The 13,765-nt window shown below is 63.8% G+C and carries 13 protein-coding genes; 8 read left to right on the top strand and 5 right to left on the bottom strand.

The features are described from left to right. The first annotated feature begins 25 nt into the window (after positions 1–25). The gene (locus RAD15_RS26125) at positions 26–829 is read left to right on the top strand and encodes a substrate-binding domain-containing protein (RefSeq protein WP_458181072.1); all 804 of its coding nucleotides are present in this window, start codon (positions 26–28) and stop codon (positions 827–829) included. A 47-nt stretch (positions 830–876) separates the two neighbouring features. On the opposite strand, the gene RAD15_RS26120 is transcribed toward RAD15_RS26125, so the two are convergent. The 4 genes from RAD15_RS26120 to RAD15_RS26105 form a co-directional block, all read right to left on the bottom strand. Then, positions 877–1,887 (bottom strand): 2Fe-2S iron-sulfur cluster-binding protein, encoded by a 1,011-nt coding sequence (locus RAD15_RS26120; protein WP_458181071.1) that lies wholly within the window; start codon positions 1,885–1,887, stop codon positions 877–879. A gap of 54 nt (positions 1,888–1,941) precedes the next feature. After that, on the bottom strand, positions 1,942–3,684 hold the full coding sequence (locus tag RAD15_RS26115; protein ID WP_458181070.1) for an ethylbenzene dehydrogenase-related protein: 1,743 nt from the start codon (positions 3,682–3,684) through the stop codon (positions 1,942–1,944). 499 nt (positions 3,685–4,183) lie between these two features. Beyond that, positions 4,184–4,603 (bottom strand): CBS domain-containing protein, encoded by a 420-nt coding sequence (locus RAD15_RS26110; protein ID WP_458181068.1) that lies wholly within the window; start codon positions 4,601–4,603, stop codon positions 4,184–4,186. 104 nt (positions 4,604–4,707) lie between these two features. Beyond that, a complete protein-coding gene (locus RAD15_RS26105) occupies positions 4,708–5,178 on the bottom strand; it encodes an aminoacyl-tRNA deacylase (protein ID WP_458181067.1) in 471 nt (156 codons plus the stop codon). A gap of 557 nt (positions 5,179–5,735) precedes the next feature. On the opposite strand from RAD15_RS26105, the gene RAD15_RS26100 reads away from it, so the two are divergent. The 7 genes from RAD15_RS26100 to RAD15_RS26070 all read left to right on the top strand — a co-directional run bounded on the left by RAD15_RS26100 (position 5,736) and on the right by RAD15_RS26070 (position 13,257). Then, a complete protein-coding gene (locus RAD15_RS26100) occupies positions 5,736–8,339 on the top strand; it encodes a bifunctional diguanylate cyclase/phosphodiesterase (RefSeq protein ID WP_458181066.1) in 2,604 nt (867 codons plus the stop codon). Between the two features lie 332 nt (positions 8,340–8,671). After that, positions 8,672–8,932, top strand: a complete 261-nt coding sequence (locus tag RAD15_RS26095) for a hypothetical protein (RefSeq protein WP_458181065.1) — start codon at positions 8,672–8,674, stop codon at positions 8,930–8,932. Positions 8,933–9,260: 328 nt separating this feature from the next. Next, on the top strand, positions 9,261–9,755 hold the full coding sequence (locus tag RAD15_RS26090) for a hypothetical protein (protein WP_458181063.1): 495 nt from the start codon (positions 9,261–9,263) through the stop codon (positions 9,753–9,755). Positions 9,756–10,035: 280 nt separating this feature from the next. Next, complete coding sequence (locus RAD15_RS26085) at positions 10,036–10,215, top strand: hypothetical protein (protein ID WP_458181062.1); 180 nt, start codon at positions 10,036–10,038, stop codon at positions 10,213–10,215. Positions 10,216–10,570: 355 nt separating this feature from the next. After that, positions 10,571–11,245, top strand: coding sequence for an FABP family protein (locus tag RAD15_RS26080; RefSeq protein WP_458181061.1), 675 nt, complete (start codon positions 10,571–10,573; stop codon positions 11,243–11,245). Between the two features lie 20 nt (positions 11,246–11,265). Continuing rightward, positions 11,266–11,976: a RibD family protein gene (locus tag RAD15_RS26075; protein ID WP_458181060.1), complete on the top strand. Its 711-nt coding sequence runs from the start codon at positions 11,266–11,268 to the stop codon at positions 11,974–11,976. Between the two features lie 9 nt (positions 11,977–11,985). After that, positions 11,986–13,257, top strand: a complete 1,272-nt coding sequence (locus RAD15_RS26070; protein ID WP_458181059.1) for a flavin monoamine oxidase family protein — start codon at positions 11,986–11,988, stop codon at positions 13,255–13,257. Positions 13,258–13,302: 45 nt separating this feature from the next. Here RAD15_RS26070 and RAD15_RS26065 read toward each other — a convergent pair whose 3' ends face one another. Continuing rightward, on the bottom strand, positions 13,303–13,620 hold the full coding sequence (locus tag RAD15_RS26065) for a hypothetical protein (protein ID WP_458181058.1): 318 nt from the start codon (positions 13,618–13,620) through the stop codon (positions 13,303–13,305). Between the last annotated feature and the right edge of the window lie 145 nt (positions 13,621–13,765).

Raw genomic sequence — 13,765 nt, 5'->3', positions numbered from 1 at the left:
ACCTCGTGGTTCGAAGGGGTCTGCAATGGCATTTTCGAGGACAATGGCAGCCCTTTTGGGCCTTTGCCTTGCGGCGGTGAATGCCGCTGGCGCCGAAACACGCAGGCTCGACATCGTCGGGACCGGAGACGGCATCGATGTCCTGCGCGCCATCGCCGCGAGCTTCATGCAGCAGGAAGGATCGGCACTGGTCGAGGTCCCGCCGAGCATCGGTTCTGGCGGAGGCATCGCGGCCGTGGGGTCCGGTAAGGCGATCTTAGGGCGCGTCGCACGCCGCCTGACCGACGCCGAAGCGGCTTCCGGCATCGTCTACAAGGCGATCGCCCGCCTGCCCTCGGCTTTCATCGTCCATCCCGGCTGCGGGGTGAGTGCCGTCACAAGCGCTCAGCTCGTTGCGATCTATTCGGGCCGCGTTGCGAATTGGAAGGAGCTCGGCGGCGCCGATATGCGCATCCGCGTCGTGCGGCGCGAGGACCAGGACAGCACTCTCACCGTGCTACGGGCCAGCATGCCCGGCTGGAATGATCTCGAGATCACCGAGAAATCGAAGATAGCAACGACCACACAGGAAGCGATCGAGACGGTTCGCGATGTTCAAGGCGCGATCGGCTTCGGTCCTTTCTCGCGGCCGTTGGAACAGGGGCTCACGGTGCTTCGCGTGGACGGCCATTACCCGACGGACGCGGATTATCCCTCGAGCGTGGTGCTGGCGCTGATCTATTTAAATACGCTGCAGGATCCGGATGCCCTGGCCTTTCTACGCTTTGCCGATGCGAAGAAGGCAGCCGACGTCATCACCAACCTCGGTAGTCTGCCCGTCAAGCCATGAGGCGCCGGGGCTCGGCGGCCGCCGGCGTTGCTGAACTCGGCATCGGCTCACAGACCGGGGCGATGAGGCTGCTCCCGGCTTCGCCATAGACGGGCGACTTTGTCCATCAGCGATGGGGTTTGAGAGCTCGGCAGGAAAGGATCGGCGTAGCATTGCGCATTGGCCGAGCGCGCCTTGTTCTTCACGATCTCGACGAGACCAACGGGGCCGGCGACGTAGACCGTATCCTCCAGCCCAAGCAGGGGCAGGTAGTGCGATGGGCGCCCGGGCCTGATCTGCAGGGTAGACCCGACCTCCGTCGTCGCAATAACGTCGCGGACACCGTCGTCGATCAGCCACTGCAACGAGGGAAGCATATAGAGATTATCGACATCCCGGCTGCCGGCGACGATCGCCATCTCGCGGTTGCGCTGGGTCGAGCGCGCCGAGCGGGCGAGCGCCCAGATCGGGGCCCAGCCGGCTCCGCCGGCGACCAGCACCAGCGGCCCCTGGCCCTGTCGTAGATAGGCTTGTCCGAAGGGGCCTTGCACATGCGCCGCATGGCCGCGCCTGATGGACTTGCCGAGCTGCCCCGACACGGTGCCGTCGCGCAGGCGCCGGATGTGGAAGACCATTTCGACTTGCTTGAAGGAACCATCGAGCCTGAAGGTCGGGCTGTACTCGCGCGACGGATAGCCGGAAAACTTGACGCGCACATATTGGCCCGGCCGAAACTCGAGCGGCGCTGAGGTCGTCAGCACGACTTCGGCGATCTCCGGCGAGAGCTCGTTGATCTCGGTGACGGCGCCCGCCCGCTTCACCGGTAGCGGCAATTCTTCGAATTCGATCTCAGCATCGCCTGCGACCGCGGCCTGGCAGGCGAGCACAGTGCGGCCATGGCCCGAGCCGCCGTCATCGACCGAGCCCGAAACGACCGTCACCCGGCAGCTCTGACATTGTCCCGATCTGCAGTCGTGAGGAACGAGAATCGAGCCGCCGAGCGCCGCGTCGATCAGGCTTTCGCCGGCGCGGGCTTCGACGAGCTTGCCGTTGATGACGAGCCGACAATGCCTCTTCATCGCGAGGCCTCTAGGAGTGGCCTCCGGTCGAGCACGTCGCCCCCCATGAGACGCCTATTTCTGCGGTACGACACGCACCGGGCGGTTATGGCTCGCATGCCGCGTCTGTGTATGGTCGAAGACAGCGACCCACATGTAGAGATCGTGGCCTGGCACGAAGGCTTTGTCATATCTGCCATCGCTTTTCATGTTGCGCGTCAGCTCGAGCGTCCAATGTCCGTTGCTCCATCTTGAAACCCCGGTGACATTGGCCCGCTCTCCGTCGTTGTCGCCGGCAATAATCACGCCGGGCAGGATCGTGCCAACGGGAATCCTGGCGTCGGCCTCTGGTGTGTAGGGTTCGCTCTCCCGGTCGAACATGTACCAGCGGCCGTTCTCGTCGTCGCTGCTGTTGGGATTGAGATCGAATTTGCCGAGGGCTGCGACCTGCGCCTTCCAGTCCTTGGGAAGCCGCAGAACCGTGACGGGCCCTTTGTCGTCCCGGTGGATGAACTTGAAGTTATACGAATAAAGACTGCGGCCAGGCTTATTCCAATAGCCGCCCTGATAGCGGGCATTGTAATTCTGCTCGTCCAGGGTCGGGGCGTAGGGTGGGCCGATATATTGGCTGTCGACGCGCCCGAGCATGCCCCCGCGCGACGCCTTCCACTGCCACATGTCTATGTAGCTGCCATCCGTCGTGTAGTGGAAGCCCCGGCCGTTGATCGGCATCGGTTTGCCGGGCAGCGGGTTGGCGCCGAGATCCGTCGCGCCTGCGCCGCCGAGCGCTGGATTATCGGAGAAAATGACCGACAATTTGTCCTCGTAGAAGTCGACGGCGTCTTGCAGGCCCGCACGCTCGTCGAGGACGTGCCAGCCATCCTCTTTCTTGATGATCGGAATGCGGCGCAGGGAGCGCGTGGGATCCTCCCAGCGGAAGGCGAAATAGATCTTCTGCCCGTCGTGCAGGGCGCGCACTTCCACCAGCGATTCGCCCGATCCGTCGAGATTGGCACCCTGCTGCGTGCGAATGAAGACGGGGCGCGCGCGCGACCAGGCGGGATCGCCCATGGCCCCGTCCAGCTTGGGCGCGGCGCTCACCCGCGCGACGACGAGCGTATCGCGCGTCGCCCAGTCGAGCCCGGCGACACCGCACGCGATTACCACCCCGATTGCAGCGGCGACGAGAAGAGGCCTCGGCCGCACGGCCTTCGTGATCGCGAGCGGCGTCGGCCGAAACACGCGGAAAATCTGCTGCCAGCCGCCATAGAGATAATGCGCGGCGACATGCGCGAAGATATAGGCGAGCGCGACGAAGGCGGCGATCGAGTGGAGATAAGCCCACCAGCCGCCATAGCCGAGATACATCATGACGCCCGTCCCCGTGAGGAAGATCACGAGCGCATAGACGAACCAGTGCAGGATGACGTTGACGGCTCCCCATTTGAGGCGAGCCGGGGCGCGCATCGCGAGGATCCGCGTCTTCTTGGGGCTGTTGCGCTCGACGAGGCCGCTGCGCGCGAGGTAGGCGACGTAGGCCGACCCGCAGAAGAAGACGGCGAGCCCCGCGAGGAAATGCCAGGAAAAGATCTCGCCCTGCGGCAGGACCGGAGCGAGCCATTTCGAGAAGGGGGCGTGCAGCGCGTCCGCTGCGATGCGTATGCCGGTAACGAGGCTTACGACGAACGCGAGCGCGGTCGCCCAATGGAGGATGATCGTCCCGACATCGGTGCGTGGCGGGCTTTCTCGAGTCTTTGTTTGAGCGAGGCGTTTCTCGGTCAAGGCATCGGCGTTCGTTCGAGCGGCGACATCGTTCATTGCATAAAGCTTACCCGCGGTAAACCAGCAGTTGCGCCGGAAAGGCTGCGAAGCAGTGGGGATTTGGCGAGTGGGCGTGGTCGCCGAAGAAGCCAAGGCGACCGGCAACGATCATTATCCCAATCAATGCGGTCGGCCAACGAGCCGCCCTCGGGGCATGCGCCAGTCTCGAAGTCTGGTCTCTAATTCCGCCTAGCTCTGGTGCTGGGGCACCTCAGAGCGCGGCCGTTGCGCGGGTCGCCAAGCCGCGTCCATCGCACACTCGGCGCAAACGGTTGGGGGCGTAGGTAGCCGACGCTCCCGCGCAGCTTGAATTTATATAGCAATTTCAATTATATACGAGTTCGTGGTTCTGTTCTGACTGGTGCACCATCCATCGAGGGACGCCGTCGCCTCGGCCTGACGCCAACCTCGGGGCAGCGACGTGCATTCAATGCACGCGCGAGCGGGCTCCGCGGCCGCGGGTGTTTGCAGCCGCGGAATCGAGCCGGCGTTGCCATCAATGATGGGCCGACACGCCCTTGACGCATTGGGTCAACAGATCAACGGTGGCGAATTGGCCGACATCACCAAGGCTGATCATGCCGACCATCCGCTTGCTCTTGTTGATCACGGGCAGCCTGCGGATCTTCAGCGTCTCCATGTGATGAACGGCCTTCGCCAGATCGTCGTCTTCCCGGCAGCAATGGATGCCTTCGGTCATCACGTCCCGCGCTGTCATGCCCGCGGCGTTGAAGTCCTTGCGCGCAAGGCCTTTGCAGACGATGTCGCGATCAGTCACCATCCCGATCAACTGGTCGTCTTCGCCAATCGGAATGCAGCCGATGTCGCGCCCTTGCATCAACTTCGCGATCTCGGCGATCGGGGTGTTGGGGCTGACCCAATCGACGCCCTTGTGCATCACGTCCTTGACCTTCATGGAGGACCTCCGTTGCGAACGCAGCCCCCGTGACGTGACTATACAACGAACCGGACGCCACCGCACGCGCGCCGCGACGGCGTGCCGGGGAACATCGCGCCGCGTTAGTCGTGCATGCTGAAGCGTCCATGCGGTGCACCGGCCGTCAGGCGCGCGAACTGCGCAGCGGTGAGCTGAAGCAGCGTCTCGTGATCGCCGGCTTCGATATAGACCTTGGGTTGGGCGCAGATGCTGTCGTCGACGATGAGATCGAGCCCGTAGCACCGGCCGACCGCCGGAACGGCTCCGTGCGCGCAGTCCACGAACAGCCGGTTGATCTCGGTCTCGTTGGCCATCACGAGATCCTCGCCCAGCCTCTCCTTCAAGTCCGGCAGGTTGAGATGGTGCGACGCCGGCACGATTGCGAGCATATAGCCGCCGTCATGCCGCAGCACGACGGCCTTGGCGAGATGATCGCCCGAGACGCGGCAGGCCTGCGCCGTGCGCGCGGATGACATGGTAAGAGCGTGTGGGATCTCGGCATACTCGATGTTCTCGGCAGCCAGATATCGGTGCAGTGTGGGGGCAATGGTCATGGCGTGGCCTTTCGACGGGTATGTGAGCCACCCACCGTGAGGCTGCCCGCCGCACGATGGGCGGCCGCTTGATTGCCGGGCTTCAGCATAAGCCTTGCCCTCGAATGCCGCAATCAGTGCGTTTTCCAGCGCAGTGGACACTGGTTTGCGTGAAGAAAACGCGTCAAAACAAGAATCTAGCGCCCCGTTCCGACGCAATCGGAACGGAAGCGGCTCCAGGTCGGAGGTTCGAATCGTGCCGCCCGGCGGAACGACAGGGCCGCGAAAATACCGGTGCCGATCAGGGTGATACCGTCAGGTTGCTCGGAAACGGCCGACGTCCGTGTTCGTACGGGTGTCGTAAACTAAAAAATTGAGATTTCTCCGAACCAAAACTTAAGGCTGTTGCTCCTAGGCTCACATCCTCGGTTGACAATACTGAAAGCTTGCGGCCGTGCGGCCCCGAGCAATCGGGGCGGACATCGCGATGCCATCTTGGCGGCAAGCAATGATCTGCCCCGGCAGCTGATGCGGGTGTGTGCATCGTGATTCTCGGCAGATCAGTTCGCAAGGTTGTGATGACAATTCTGCGGAATGCCCCGCTGCAGATCGCATTGTTCTTCCTGCCCCTCGTCTGGATCGGGTACTTCGCGATCACGTCATCGGAACGGGCGGATGCCGTCGAGCAGGCGCGGTTGCAGGGCAATAGCGCCGCCGAATTGTTCGAGGAAAATACCGAGCGCATCTTTGAGCGCGTGGACCAGTCGTTGCTGGTGGTGCGCGCACTTTACGCTCCGGATCCGCTGACCTTCAGCCTGAAATTCTGGGCCGACAAGGCGCGCATCGCGACCGGCGACGTGGTTCAGTTCTCGCTGATCGGACTGGACGGCTACCTGATCGATACGACGACGGGCTATGCCGGTCCGCCGCTCTATCTCGGCGATCGCGAGCATTTCAGCAACGTCATGTCGCAGGCCGATGATCGCCTCTACGTTGCGAAGCCGGTGTTGGGGCGGGCCTCGAACAAATGGACCATCCAGCTCGCAAGAAAGCTGTACGATCTCGCCAGGAATCCGGCAGGCGTGGTCGTCGGCTCGATCAGCGTCGATGTCGTCGGCAGGTTCTATGACACCGCAAAGCTCGGCGTCGGTGGAACGCTGGTCCTCAGAAATACAGACTATGTCGTGCTCGCCGCGCGGGGCATCGACCAGGGCACCGTGTTGGGGCAGCGCGCGCCGAACCGCGTCGAAAGCGAGCTGGGGGACAACGTCCACGCACAATACTGGAACGAAAACCGTCCGAACCGCAGCGACAGACTGGTCACCGCGCGCAGATCGCGCGTCTTTCCGCTCATCTTCACCGTGGGTATTTCGGAGCAGGAAATCTATTCACGCTCCGCTTCCAGGCAGAAGATCTATCTCGGCGGCGCGATGCTGCTCACATTCATCATCCTGATCGCCACGATGTTCCACTGGCGGCGACAAAGGGCGCTCGATCGCGCCCAGGGCGAGCTGCGCGATTTTGCGAGCAAGTTCGAAGACGCGCTCAGAAACCTTCCTCAGGGGTTGAGCATGTTCGACGGCCGCGACCGCCTGATCGCGTTCAATCGACAATGGCTCGAGCTCTATGGGCTTGCGCCGGAGGAGATTCGGATCGGCATGGATTTCCGGGAGGTGTTTGCAAAACAGACCTCCGTGCTCGACGTCGAGGCTTACCTTGCCGGTTTGAAGAGACGGCTCGCCAAGTCGGAGCACATCTCGAGCACCGTGCAGTTTCCGGACGGGCGCTTTGTCTATGTCTCCTACGGCCGGCGCGAAGGCGGGGGCTGGGTCGCCACCCATGAAGACGTCACCGCGCGCAAGGCATCCGAGGACCGGATCGAGAGATTAGCGCATTACGACAGCCTGACGGGCCTCGCCAATCGTAACCTGTTCAAGGAGCGCATCGACGAAGCGCTCGCGAGGCATCCATCCGATGCACCGTTCGCCGTGCTCCTGCTGGATCTCGACAAGTTCAAATCCGTCAATGACGCGCTCGGTCACCAATGCGGCGACGCGTTGCTGAAGCAGGTTGCCGGCCGGATCAAGGCGCAGATCCGTGACGTCGATACTGCGGCGCGGATCGGCGGTGACGAGTTTGCCGTGATCGTGGCAGCAGGCGAGGTCTCGATGCAGGATGGCGCCGCGACGCTCGCGGCGCGGCTGGTTCAGGCCATCGCCGAGCCCTATCACATCGACGGCCATCTCGTCGTGATCGGCTGCAGCATCGGCGTCGCCATGGCGCCCGAGCATGGCACGCGGGTCGATGAGATCCTTCGCAACGCCGATCTTGCGCTCTACAAGTCGAAGAACGCCGGCCGAAACTGCTTCCATGTCTACTCGGCGGAGCTCAAGGCCGAAGCGGATCAGCGCAACGTCCTCGAGATCGAGCTTCGCGAGGCGATCTGGCGCGAGGAGATCGACGTGTTCTATCAGCCCGTGATTGAGCTCGGCACTGGCCGTGCGAAATCGGTCGAGGCCCTGGCGCGCTGGCATCACGGCACCAGAGGCTTCATTCCGCCCGTCGAGTTCATTGCGGTGGCGGAGGCGAGCGGACTGATCGTCGAGCTCGGCAATCAGGTGCTGGCCAAGGCGTGTCGCGATGCGATGACCATGCCGGGCGATGTCAAGGTCGCCGTCAACCTCTCCGCCCTGCAATTCGCCGGCACGAACCTTGTCGACTCCGTGACGTCGGCGCTGGCGCAGAGCGGACTTCCGGAAAACCGGCTCGAACTCGAGATCACCGAGAGCGTGTTTCTCGCCGATACCCAGGAAAACCTCAAGACCCTCGAGCGCCTCAAGGCGCTCGGCGTATCCATTGCACTTGACGATTTCGGTGTCGGTTATTCGTCATTGTCCTATCTGACGGCCTTTCCGTTCGACAAGGTCAAGATCGACAAGTCCTTTATCGACAGGATCGACCGCTGCGAGACCGTCGCCGTACTGAAGTCCATCGTGCAGCTTGCGAAGACGTTGAAGCTTTCGATCGTCGCCGAGGGTATCGAGACCTCCGAACAGGTCGCAAGGGTGCATTCGCTCGGAATCGCGCTTGGTCAGGGTTACTTCTTCAGCAGGCCCGTGCCCCTGGCCGACCTGCCATTGCAAAGCCCGGTCCCGCGGCGGCGACGCCAGGCCGTGGCGTGAGGCGAGCATCAGAACCGCCGCGCCTGTTCACGATGTCGCGCCCCGGCCGCGGGGTCGTGACGAGCGATGATGGAGCGGGTTCAGAGCATTGTGAGGCAGTCGCGGCGGCCCGGAAGCCGACGCAACGAACGGCGCGGCGGCGGCCCGTGAATCAAGCCGGACCGCATCTGGCTGCGCCGTAGCGGCATAACGTGCGACGAGAGGGTCACCGCTGGGGAGGGATCGGGATGCCGATGCCTCTCCGGCCAAGCACCGCCCTTGGCATCCCGCTTGCTCAGTCAACGCCAAATCCCGGCCCCAGCGGGGAGGCCGTTTCAGGTTGAGGCAAAGCAATGCAACAAGTGTCCCATTCTGGTTCTACAGGCGAACATGCAGGTGAACTCCGGCTCGATGCGTTGATCGCCGATTTGTGGTGGCGCGTTCGGCTCCTGAATACCGATATTCTCGAGGAAGAAGCGCGCGCCGGGGTGTTCGACGCGCTGCAGCCGACCTATCCGCTGCTTGCGCAAAACCTTCGTGCGCGTCGCGACAATTTGGTCGCCACGATCGGCGTGCTCGAGGAGCGCGCGAGATCCACGTCACAGGCGGCTTGAGAGCGAGTTCCGATCAGACCGGAAACGTCAGCGACTTCGCGGATCTCGGCCGGCGTCAGATCGTAGAGCTGGTTGAGCGCAACGTGAGGCATGTGCGGCGGCCCGGAGGCCGACGCCACGAACAGGTCGGCGGCGCTCTGGATCGGGCCGGTGTCCGGCGCTCGATCTGTGGGGTGCGTGACCAAAATTGCGGCAGACGCTACGTCGATCGCGAGATTGTAGATTCGCATCAAGTTGCAGGATTCGACGATGCAACTTCGGTTGACGCGTGATATCGTTTCGCCCGGGCGATGGAATTGACTGTCTTCGCATTTGGAAGGATCCGGCCATGACGTTGTCGTCACGCTTCGCTGCGCGTCCCGTTGTCGCTATCCCCTCGATTGCACTGCTGCTACTCGGCCTGAACGGCACGGCCATGTCGCAACCGACACCTGCCGACACCCAGCTTCCCGGCATCACGGTCGACGCGCCGAAGCAGGTGGCGAGGCCTCACAAGCCGGTGCATCACGCAGCGACCCGCAGCACCCGGTCTGTCGCAACCTCGCCAATCCCGGCAACGGCCTCGCCTGCGCCGATGTCGGATGCCGCGAAGCTCGCCAAGCTCGCCGCCGCCACCGGCAGCTGCGTCGGCGGCTGCCAATCGAGCTTCAAGACGGGCAATCAGCCCTGGGTCGGCTGCAACGTTTCCGGCGGCGTGTACTCGTTCACGTGCCGCAACGTCGGCAACTACAAGACCTACGACGAGTGCAAGGAGGCCGGACGCATCACCGGCTGGCGCTCCGGTGAAACCTCGGCGTATTGCAGCAGCCTGGCGCTGAAGTAGAGCATTACGCCTGCGGTGCGTAGCCCGGATGGAGCGAAGCGGAATCCGGGTTTCGTGCTGCGTGGGCAGTCGTGCGATGCGGTTCATCGGTCCCGGATTGCGCTTCGCTCCATCCGGGCTACAAAAACGCTGCGGCTGGCCTGTTTTCCGATTGGACCATGCGTGGTCGCCGGCGTATCGATAATCGCCGCGTGATCGACGACACATATCATTTCAGCCGGTCAGTCTAGCCTGTTGTCAGGTGGCTCGCAGTGATCCACCCAGGCAAAGGACAAGACTCATGCGCAACTACATCCTTGTGGCTTTCGCAGCGATCACGTTGGCAGGCGCGGTGACGCCCGCCAACGCGCTGACCATCGTGCGCGATCATCGCGACCCGCCCATTGTGCGCGACCATCGCAACCAGACCATCGTCAGGGACCACCGCAATCAACCCGAAGTCCGCGATCATCGCCACTAAACGTTCCGGCGGCGGAGCCGAACCAGATCGGGTTCGGCTCCGTGTCGCGTGATGTAGACGGTCATGCTCCTTCCCAGCAGAAATTGCGGTGACACTCGATCCACGCTCGAACCGATCGCGAGTTTGATGGTCCGAAAATCACCGAACCAAATGCACTGTCGTAATAATCGCTGTTTCGCGGGCCGCCCCAGGCCATCGAGGCTGCGCGCGTCGTTTTCCCTTGGCGAAGTCCTTTGAGGCCCGACAATCGTCTGCGCGTAGCGCCTATGTCCATTCGCGATTGTGAGGCTTGGGCACGAGCCAGATTCCCGTTCCCGTGCTATTGCTGCCTCCGCAATTTTCCGCGAGGCCAGCCATGCTCCCCATTCCCGCCGACATCTTCACCGAGCCCGAGGACGTCTCGCCCGACGGCCTTGCCAATCTCGGCCCGCTCCGCCGTCTCGCCGGCATCTGGCAGGCCGACAAGGGCATCGACATCAATCCGAAGGCGGAGGGGCCGGAGCGGCGGTCCTTCATCGAGCGTATCAGGATGGACCCGATCGATCCGCAGGCCAACGGGCCGCAGCTGCTCTACGGGCTGCGCTATCACATCCACATCAACACGCCCGAGGAAGACATCACCTTCCACGATCAGGTCGGCTACTGGCTCTGGGAGCCCGCGACCGGGCTGATCATGCAGACGCTGGCGATCCCGCGTGGACAGGTGCTGCTGGCCTCGGGCAAGGCCGGGCCGGATGACGGGACGATCTCGGTGGCGGCGAAGCGCGGCGACACCGCTTACGGCATCTGTTCGACCGATTTTCTGGAACAGGCGTTCCGCACCGACTCCTATCGCTGCGACATCACCTTCAACGACGACGGCAGCTGGACCTATCTGATCCGGACCGAGTTGTTCGTGCGCGGCGCGCCGTTCGACCATCGCGACACCAACACGCTCCAGCTCGTCGCGCCGCCAAAGCTCAATCCGCTCGCGGAGATCGTGAACGATCGCGCCAAGGGGAATGAGAAGGGCGATGGGCCGGCGGTGTAAGGCGCAGTCCGGAGAGTCACATGAAGCCCTATGTCATCTGTCTGATGCATTCGAGTCTCGACGGCCGCACGCATCCCAGCCGCTGGCGTCCCAGGCAGGCAGGCGGGGACTGGTTCGAGAAGATCCATGACGAGCTCGGCGGCGATGCCTGGGTGATCGGCCGCGTCACCGGCTCGGAGTTCGCCAAGGGCAAGCCATATCCCGCGACGACGGGCGCGAAAGTGCCGCGCGAAAGCTGGTTCGCGCGGAAGGACGCGAAAACCTATGGCGTCGTGCTCGATGCGCAGGGCAAGATCGGCTGGGGCCGCTCCGACATCGGCGGCGATCCGATTGTGGTGGTGTTGACCGAGAGCGTGCCGGATTCGCATCTCGCAGGGCTGCGGGGCGAGGGCGTGTCCTACATCTTTGCCGGCAAGTCCGAGATCGACCTGGCGCTGACGGTCGAAATCCTCAACCGCGAGCTCGGCGTGAAGCGCCTGCTGGTCGAGGGCGGCGGCGTCGCCAATGGTGCGTTCCTGCGTGCCGGTCTCATCGACGAATTCAACCTGATCCTCAGCCCCGCGATCGATGGCGCAAGCGGCGCACCCTTCGTGTTCGATTCGACGGAGGCGGATCGCGACCGGCGCGCGCCGATCACGGCGATGACGCTCGAGAACACGCGCGATCTCGGCGGCGGCGTCCTGCTGCTGCGCTATCTGATCAGGAACGACCCGCAAGCCGCGAGCCAGTGAAGCGCGGCCATGTCCGAGACATCAGAGCATATCGTCATCGTCGGTGCCGGCGCGGCTGGTCTGGTGGCGGCGCGCGAGCTGGCGCGCGCGGGCAGGACAGTGACCGTCCTGGAAGCGCGCGAGCGCTGCGGCGGCCGCATCCATCCGCTGCCGTCACAGGAATTCGGCTATCCCGCCGACGGCGGCGCGGAATTCGTTCATGGCGAGGCACCGGTGACGCGCGCACTGCTGCGCGAGGCGGGGCTGTCCCTTCGGGAGATCGCGGGCGAGCAGTGGCGTTTTAACGGGACAGGATTTTCGCGCGAGGAGCGCGACGACCCGCACGAGGCCGAGCTGCAAGGCGTGCTTCGGGACTTGAAGGACGACCTCACCGTCGCCGACTTCCTGCGCCGGCATTTTGCCGGGCCTGAGTACTCGGCGATGCGCCATTCGATCGAGCGGATGGTCGAGGGCTATGACGCGGCGGACCCCGAGCGCGCCTCGACGCTGGCGCTGCGCGAGGAATGGATGGATGGCGGCCATGCTCCGCAGGCGCGCATCATCGGCGGCTACGGTGCGCTGATCGATTTCCTGGCGGCTGAGTGCCGCAGGCACGGCGTTGCGATCCGCCTCGGCTGCGCGGTGTCGGCCGTCGCGGAGGAGGGCGGCGCGGTCGTCGTTCGCTGCGCGGGCGGTGACGTGCATGCCTGCGATCGCGTGATCCTTACCGTGCCGTTGCCGCTGCTGCGCGAGATGGCGCTGCCGACGAGCACGCGCGCGAAGCTTGCTGCCGCCGATGACATCGGCTTCGGCAACGTCATCAAGATCCTGCTGCGCTTTTCGCGGCCATGGTGGCGCGAGCAAAAGGAAGATCTCGTGGACATGACCTTGCTTTTGTCCGATGAGACGATCCCGGTGTGGTGGACGCGCTATCCGGACCAGCATCCGGTGCTCACCGGCTGGTTCGGCGGCCCGCGCACTCAGGGGTTCGCGAAGCTCGATCCGCAAGGACTGATCGATGCCGGGCTCGAGTCCCTCGCTACGATCTTCAAGCGGTCGCGTGAGGACATCGCGCGCGATCTCGTGGCGTCCGCGGCGACCAACTGGGGACACGATCCCTTCGCCCGCGGCGCCTATTCCTGGGCGACGCCGTGGACGCGCGCGGCGCAGACGATGCTCGCGCGCGCTGATGGCTCTGTGTTGTTCTCCGGCGAAGCGCTGTATCGCGGCCCCGACATGGGCACGGTCGAGGCCGCGCTGGCGAGTGGGCTGGAGACGGCCGGGATGATCCTGCGGGGATAGGCTGACGAGCAGAAAAAAGGCCCGCTGACTTGCGGGCCTTGTCTCTTACCAGCGGCTGCCGCCGAAGCCGAAGGTGACGCCGGGACCGCCACCGCCGTAATACCCGTACGGTCCGCCGCCGTAATAGCCGTGATGCCGCGGGTAATAGCCGTAGCTGCGGTAGTGCGGGCGATAATAGCCGTGATGGCGGTGGTGAGAGCGCCAGTGATGATGGTGGCCGTGGTGCCGGTGCTGCGCGCTGATGTCGGTCGATTGGCTTGCTTGCGCGTTCTGCCTCGCGCCTGAATTATTGGCCGCGTTCGCCGCCGATCCGCCGGCAAGCGTCGCGGCACCGACGGCCATCGCGACAAAGAGATATTTCATGTCATCACTCCAGTTGAATGTCGTGTGACAACAGATGGGCGCTCGCTGCGTTCCGGCCAGTGCGGGCGTCGAAACGACGCAGCGCGCGGCTGTGTCAATGCGCGCGCGTCGTGAGATTTATTGTCGCGGCATCGGCGTTGATCGT

The organism is Bradyrhizobium sp. 14AA (assembly GCF_054185205.1).
Note: the sequence above shows the minus strand (reverse complement) of the source record. Positions and strands in the feature narration are given on the sequence as shown.

What these genes read in the sequence shown, in the direction of transcription:
- RAD15_RS26120 (WP_458181071.1), bottom strand. Translation starts at nt 1,887, where the DNA reads ATGAAGAGGCATTGTCGGCTCGTCATCAACGGCAAGCTCGTCGAAGCC.
- RAD15_RS26115 (WP_458181070.1), bottom strand. Translation starts at nt 3,684, where the DNA reads ATGAACGATGTCGCCGCTCGAACGAACGCCGATGCCTTGACCGAGAAA.
- RAD15_RS26075 (WP_458181060.1), top strand. Translation starts at nt 11,266, where the DNA reads ATGAAGCCCTATGTCATCTGTCTGATGCATTCGAGTCTCGACGGCCGC.
- RAD15_RS26125 (WP_458181072.1), top strand. Translation starts at nt 26, where the DNA reads ATGGCATTTTCGAGGACAATGGCAGCCCTTTTGGGCCTTTGCCTTGCG.
- RAD15_RS26065 (WP_458181058.1), bottom strand. Translation starts at nt 13,620, where the DNA reads ATGAAATATCTCTTTGTCGCGATGGCCGTCGGTGCCGCGACGCTTGCC.
- RAD15_RS26100 (WP_458181066.1), top strand. Translation starts at nt 5,736, where the DNA reads ATGACAATTCTGCGGAATGCCCCGCTGCAGATCGCATTGTTCTTCCTG.
- RAD15_RS26070 (WP_458181059.1), top strand. Translation starts at nt 11,986, where the DNA reads ATGTCCGAGACATCAGAGCATATCGTCATCGTCGGTGCCGGCGCGGCT.
- RAD15_RS26090 (WP_458181063.1), top strand. Translation starts at nt 9,261, where the DNA reads ATGACGTTGTCGTCACGCTTCGCTGCGCGTCCCGTTGTCGCTATCCCC.
- RAD15_RS26085 (WP_458181062.1), top strand. Translation starts at nt 10,036, where the DNA reads ATGCGCAACTACATCCTTGTGGCTTTCGCAGCGATCACGTTGGCAGGC.
- RAD15_RS26110 (WP_458181068.1), bottom strand. Translation starts at nt 4,603, where the DNA reads ATGAAGGTCAAGGACGTGATGCACAAGGGCGTCGATTGGGTCAGCCCC.
- RAD15_RS26080 (WP_458181061.1), top strand. Translation starts at nt 10,571, where the DNA reads ATGCTCCCCATTCCCGCCGACATCTTCACCGAGCCCGAGGACGTCTCG.
- RAD15_RS26095 (WP_458181065.1), top strand. Translation starts at nt 8,672, where the DNA reads ATGCAACAAGTGTCCCATTCTGGTTCTACAGGCGAACATGCAGGTGAA.
- RAD15_RS26105 (WP_458181067.1), bottom strand. Translation starts at nt 5,178, where the DNA reads ATGACCATTGCCCCCACACTGCACCGATATCTGGCTGCCGAGAACATC.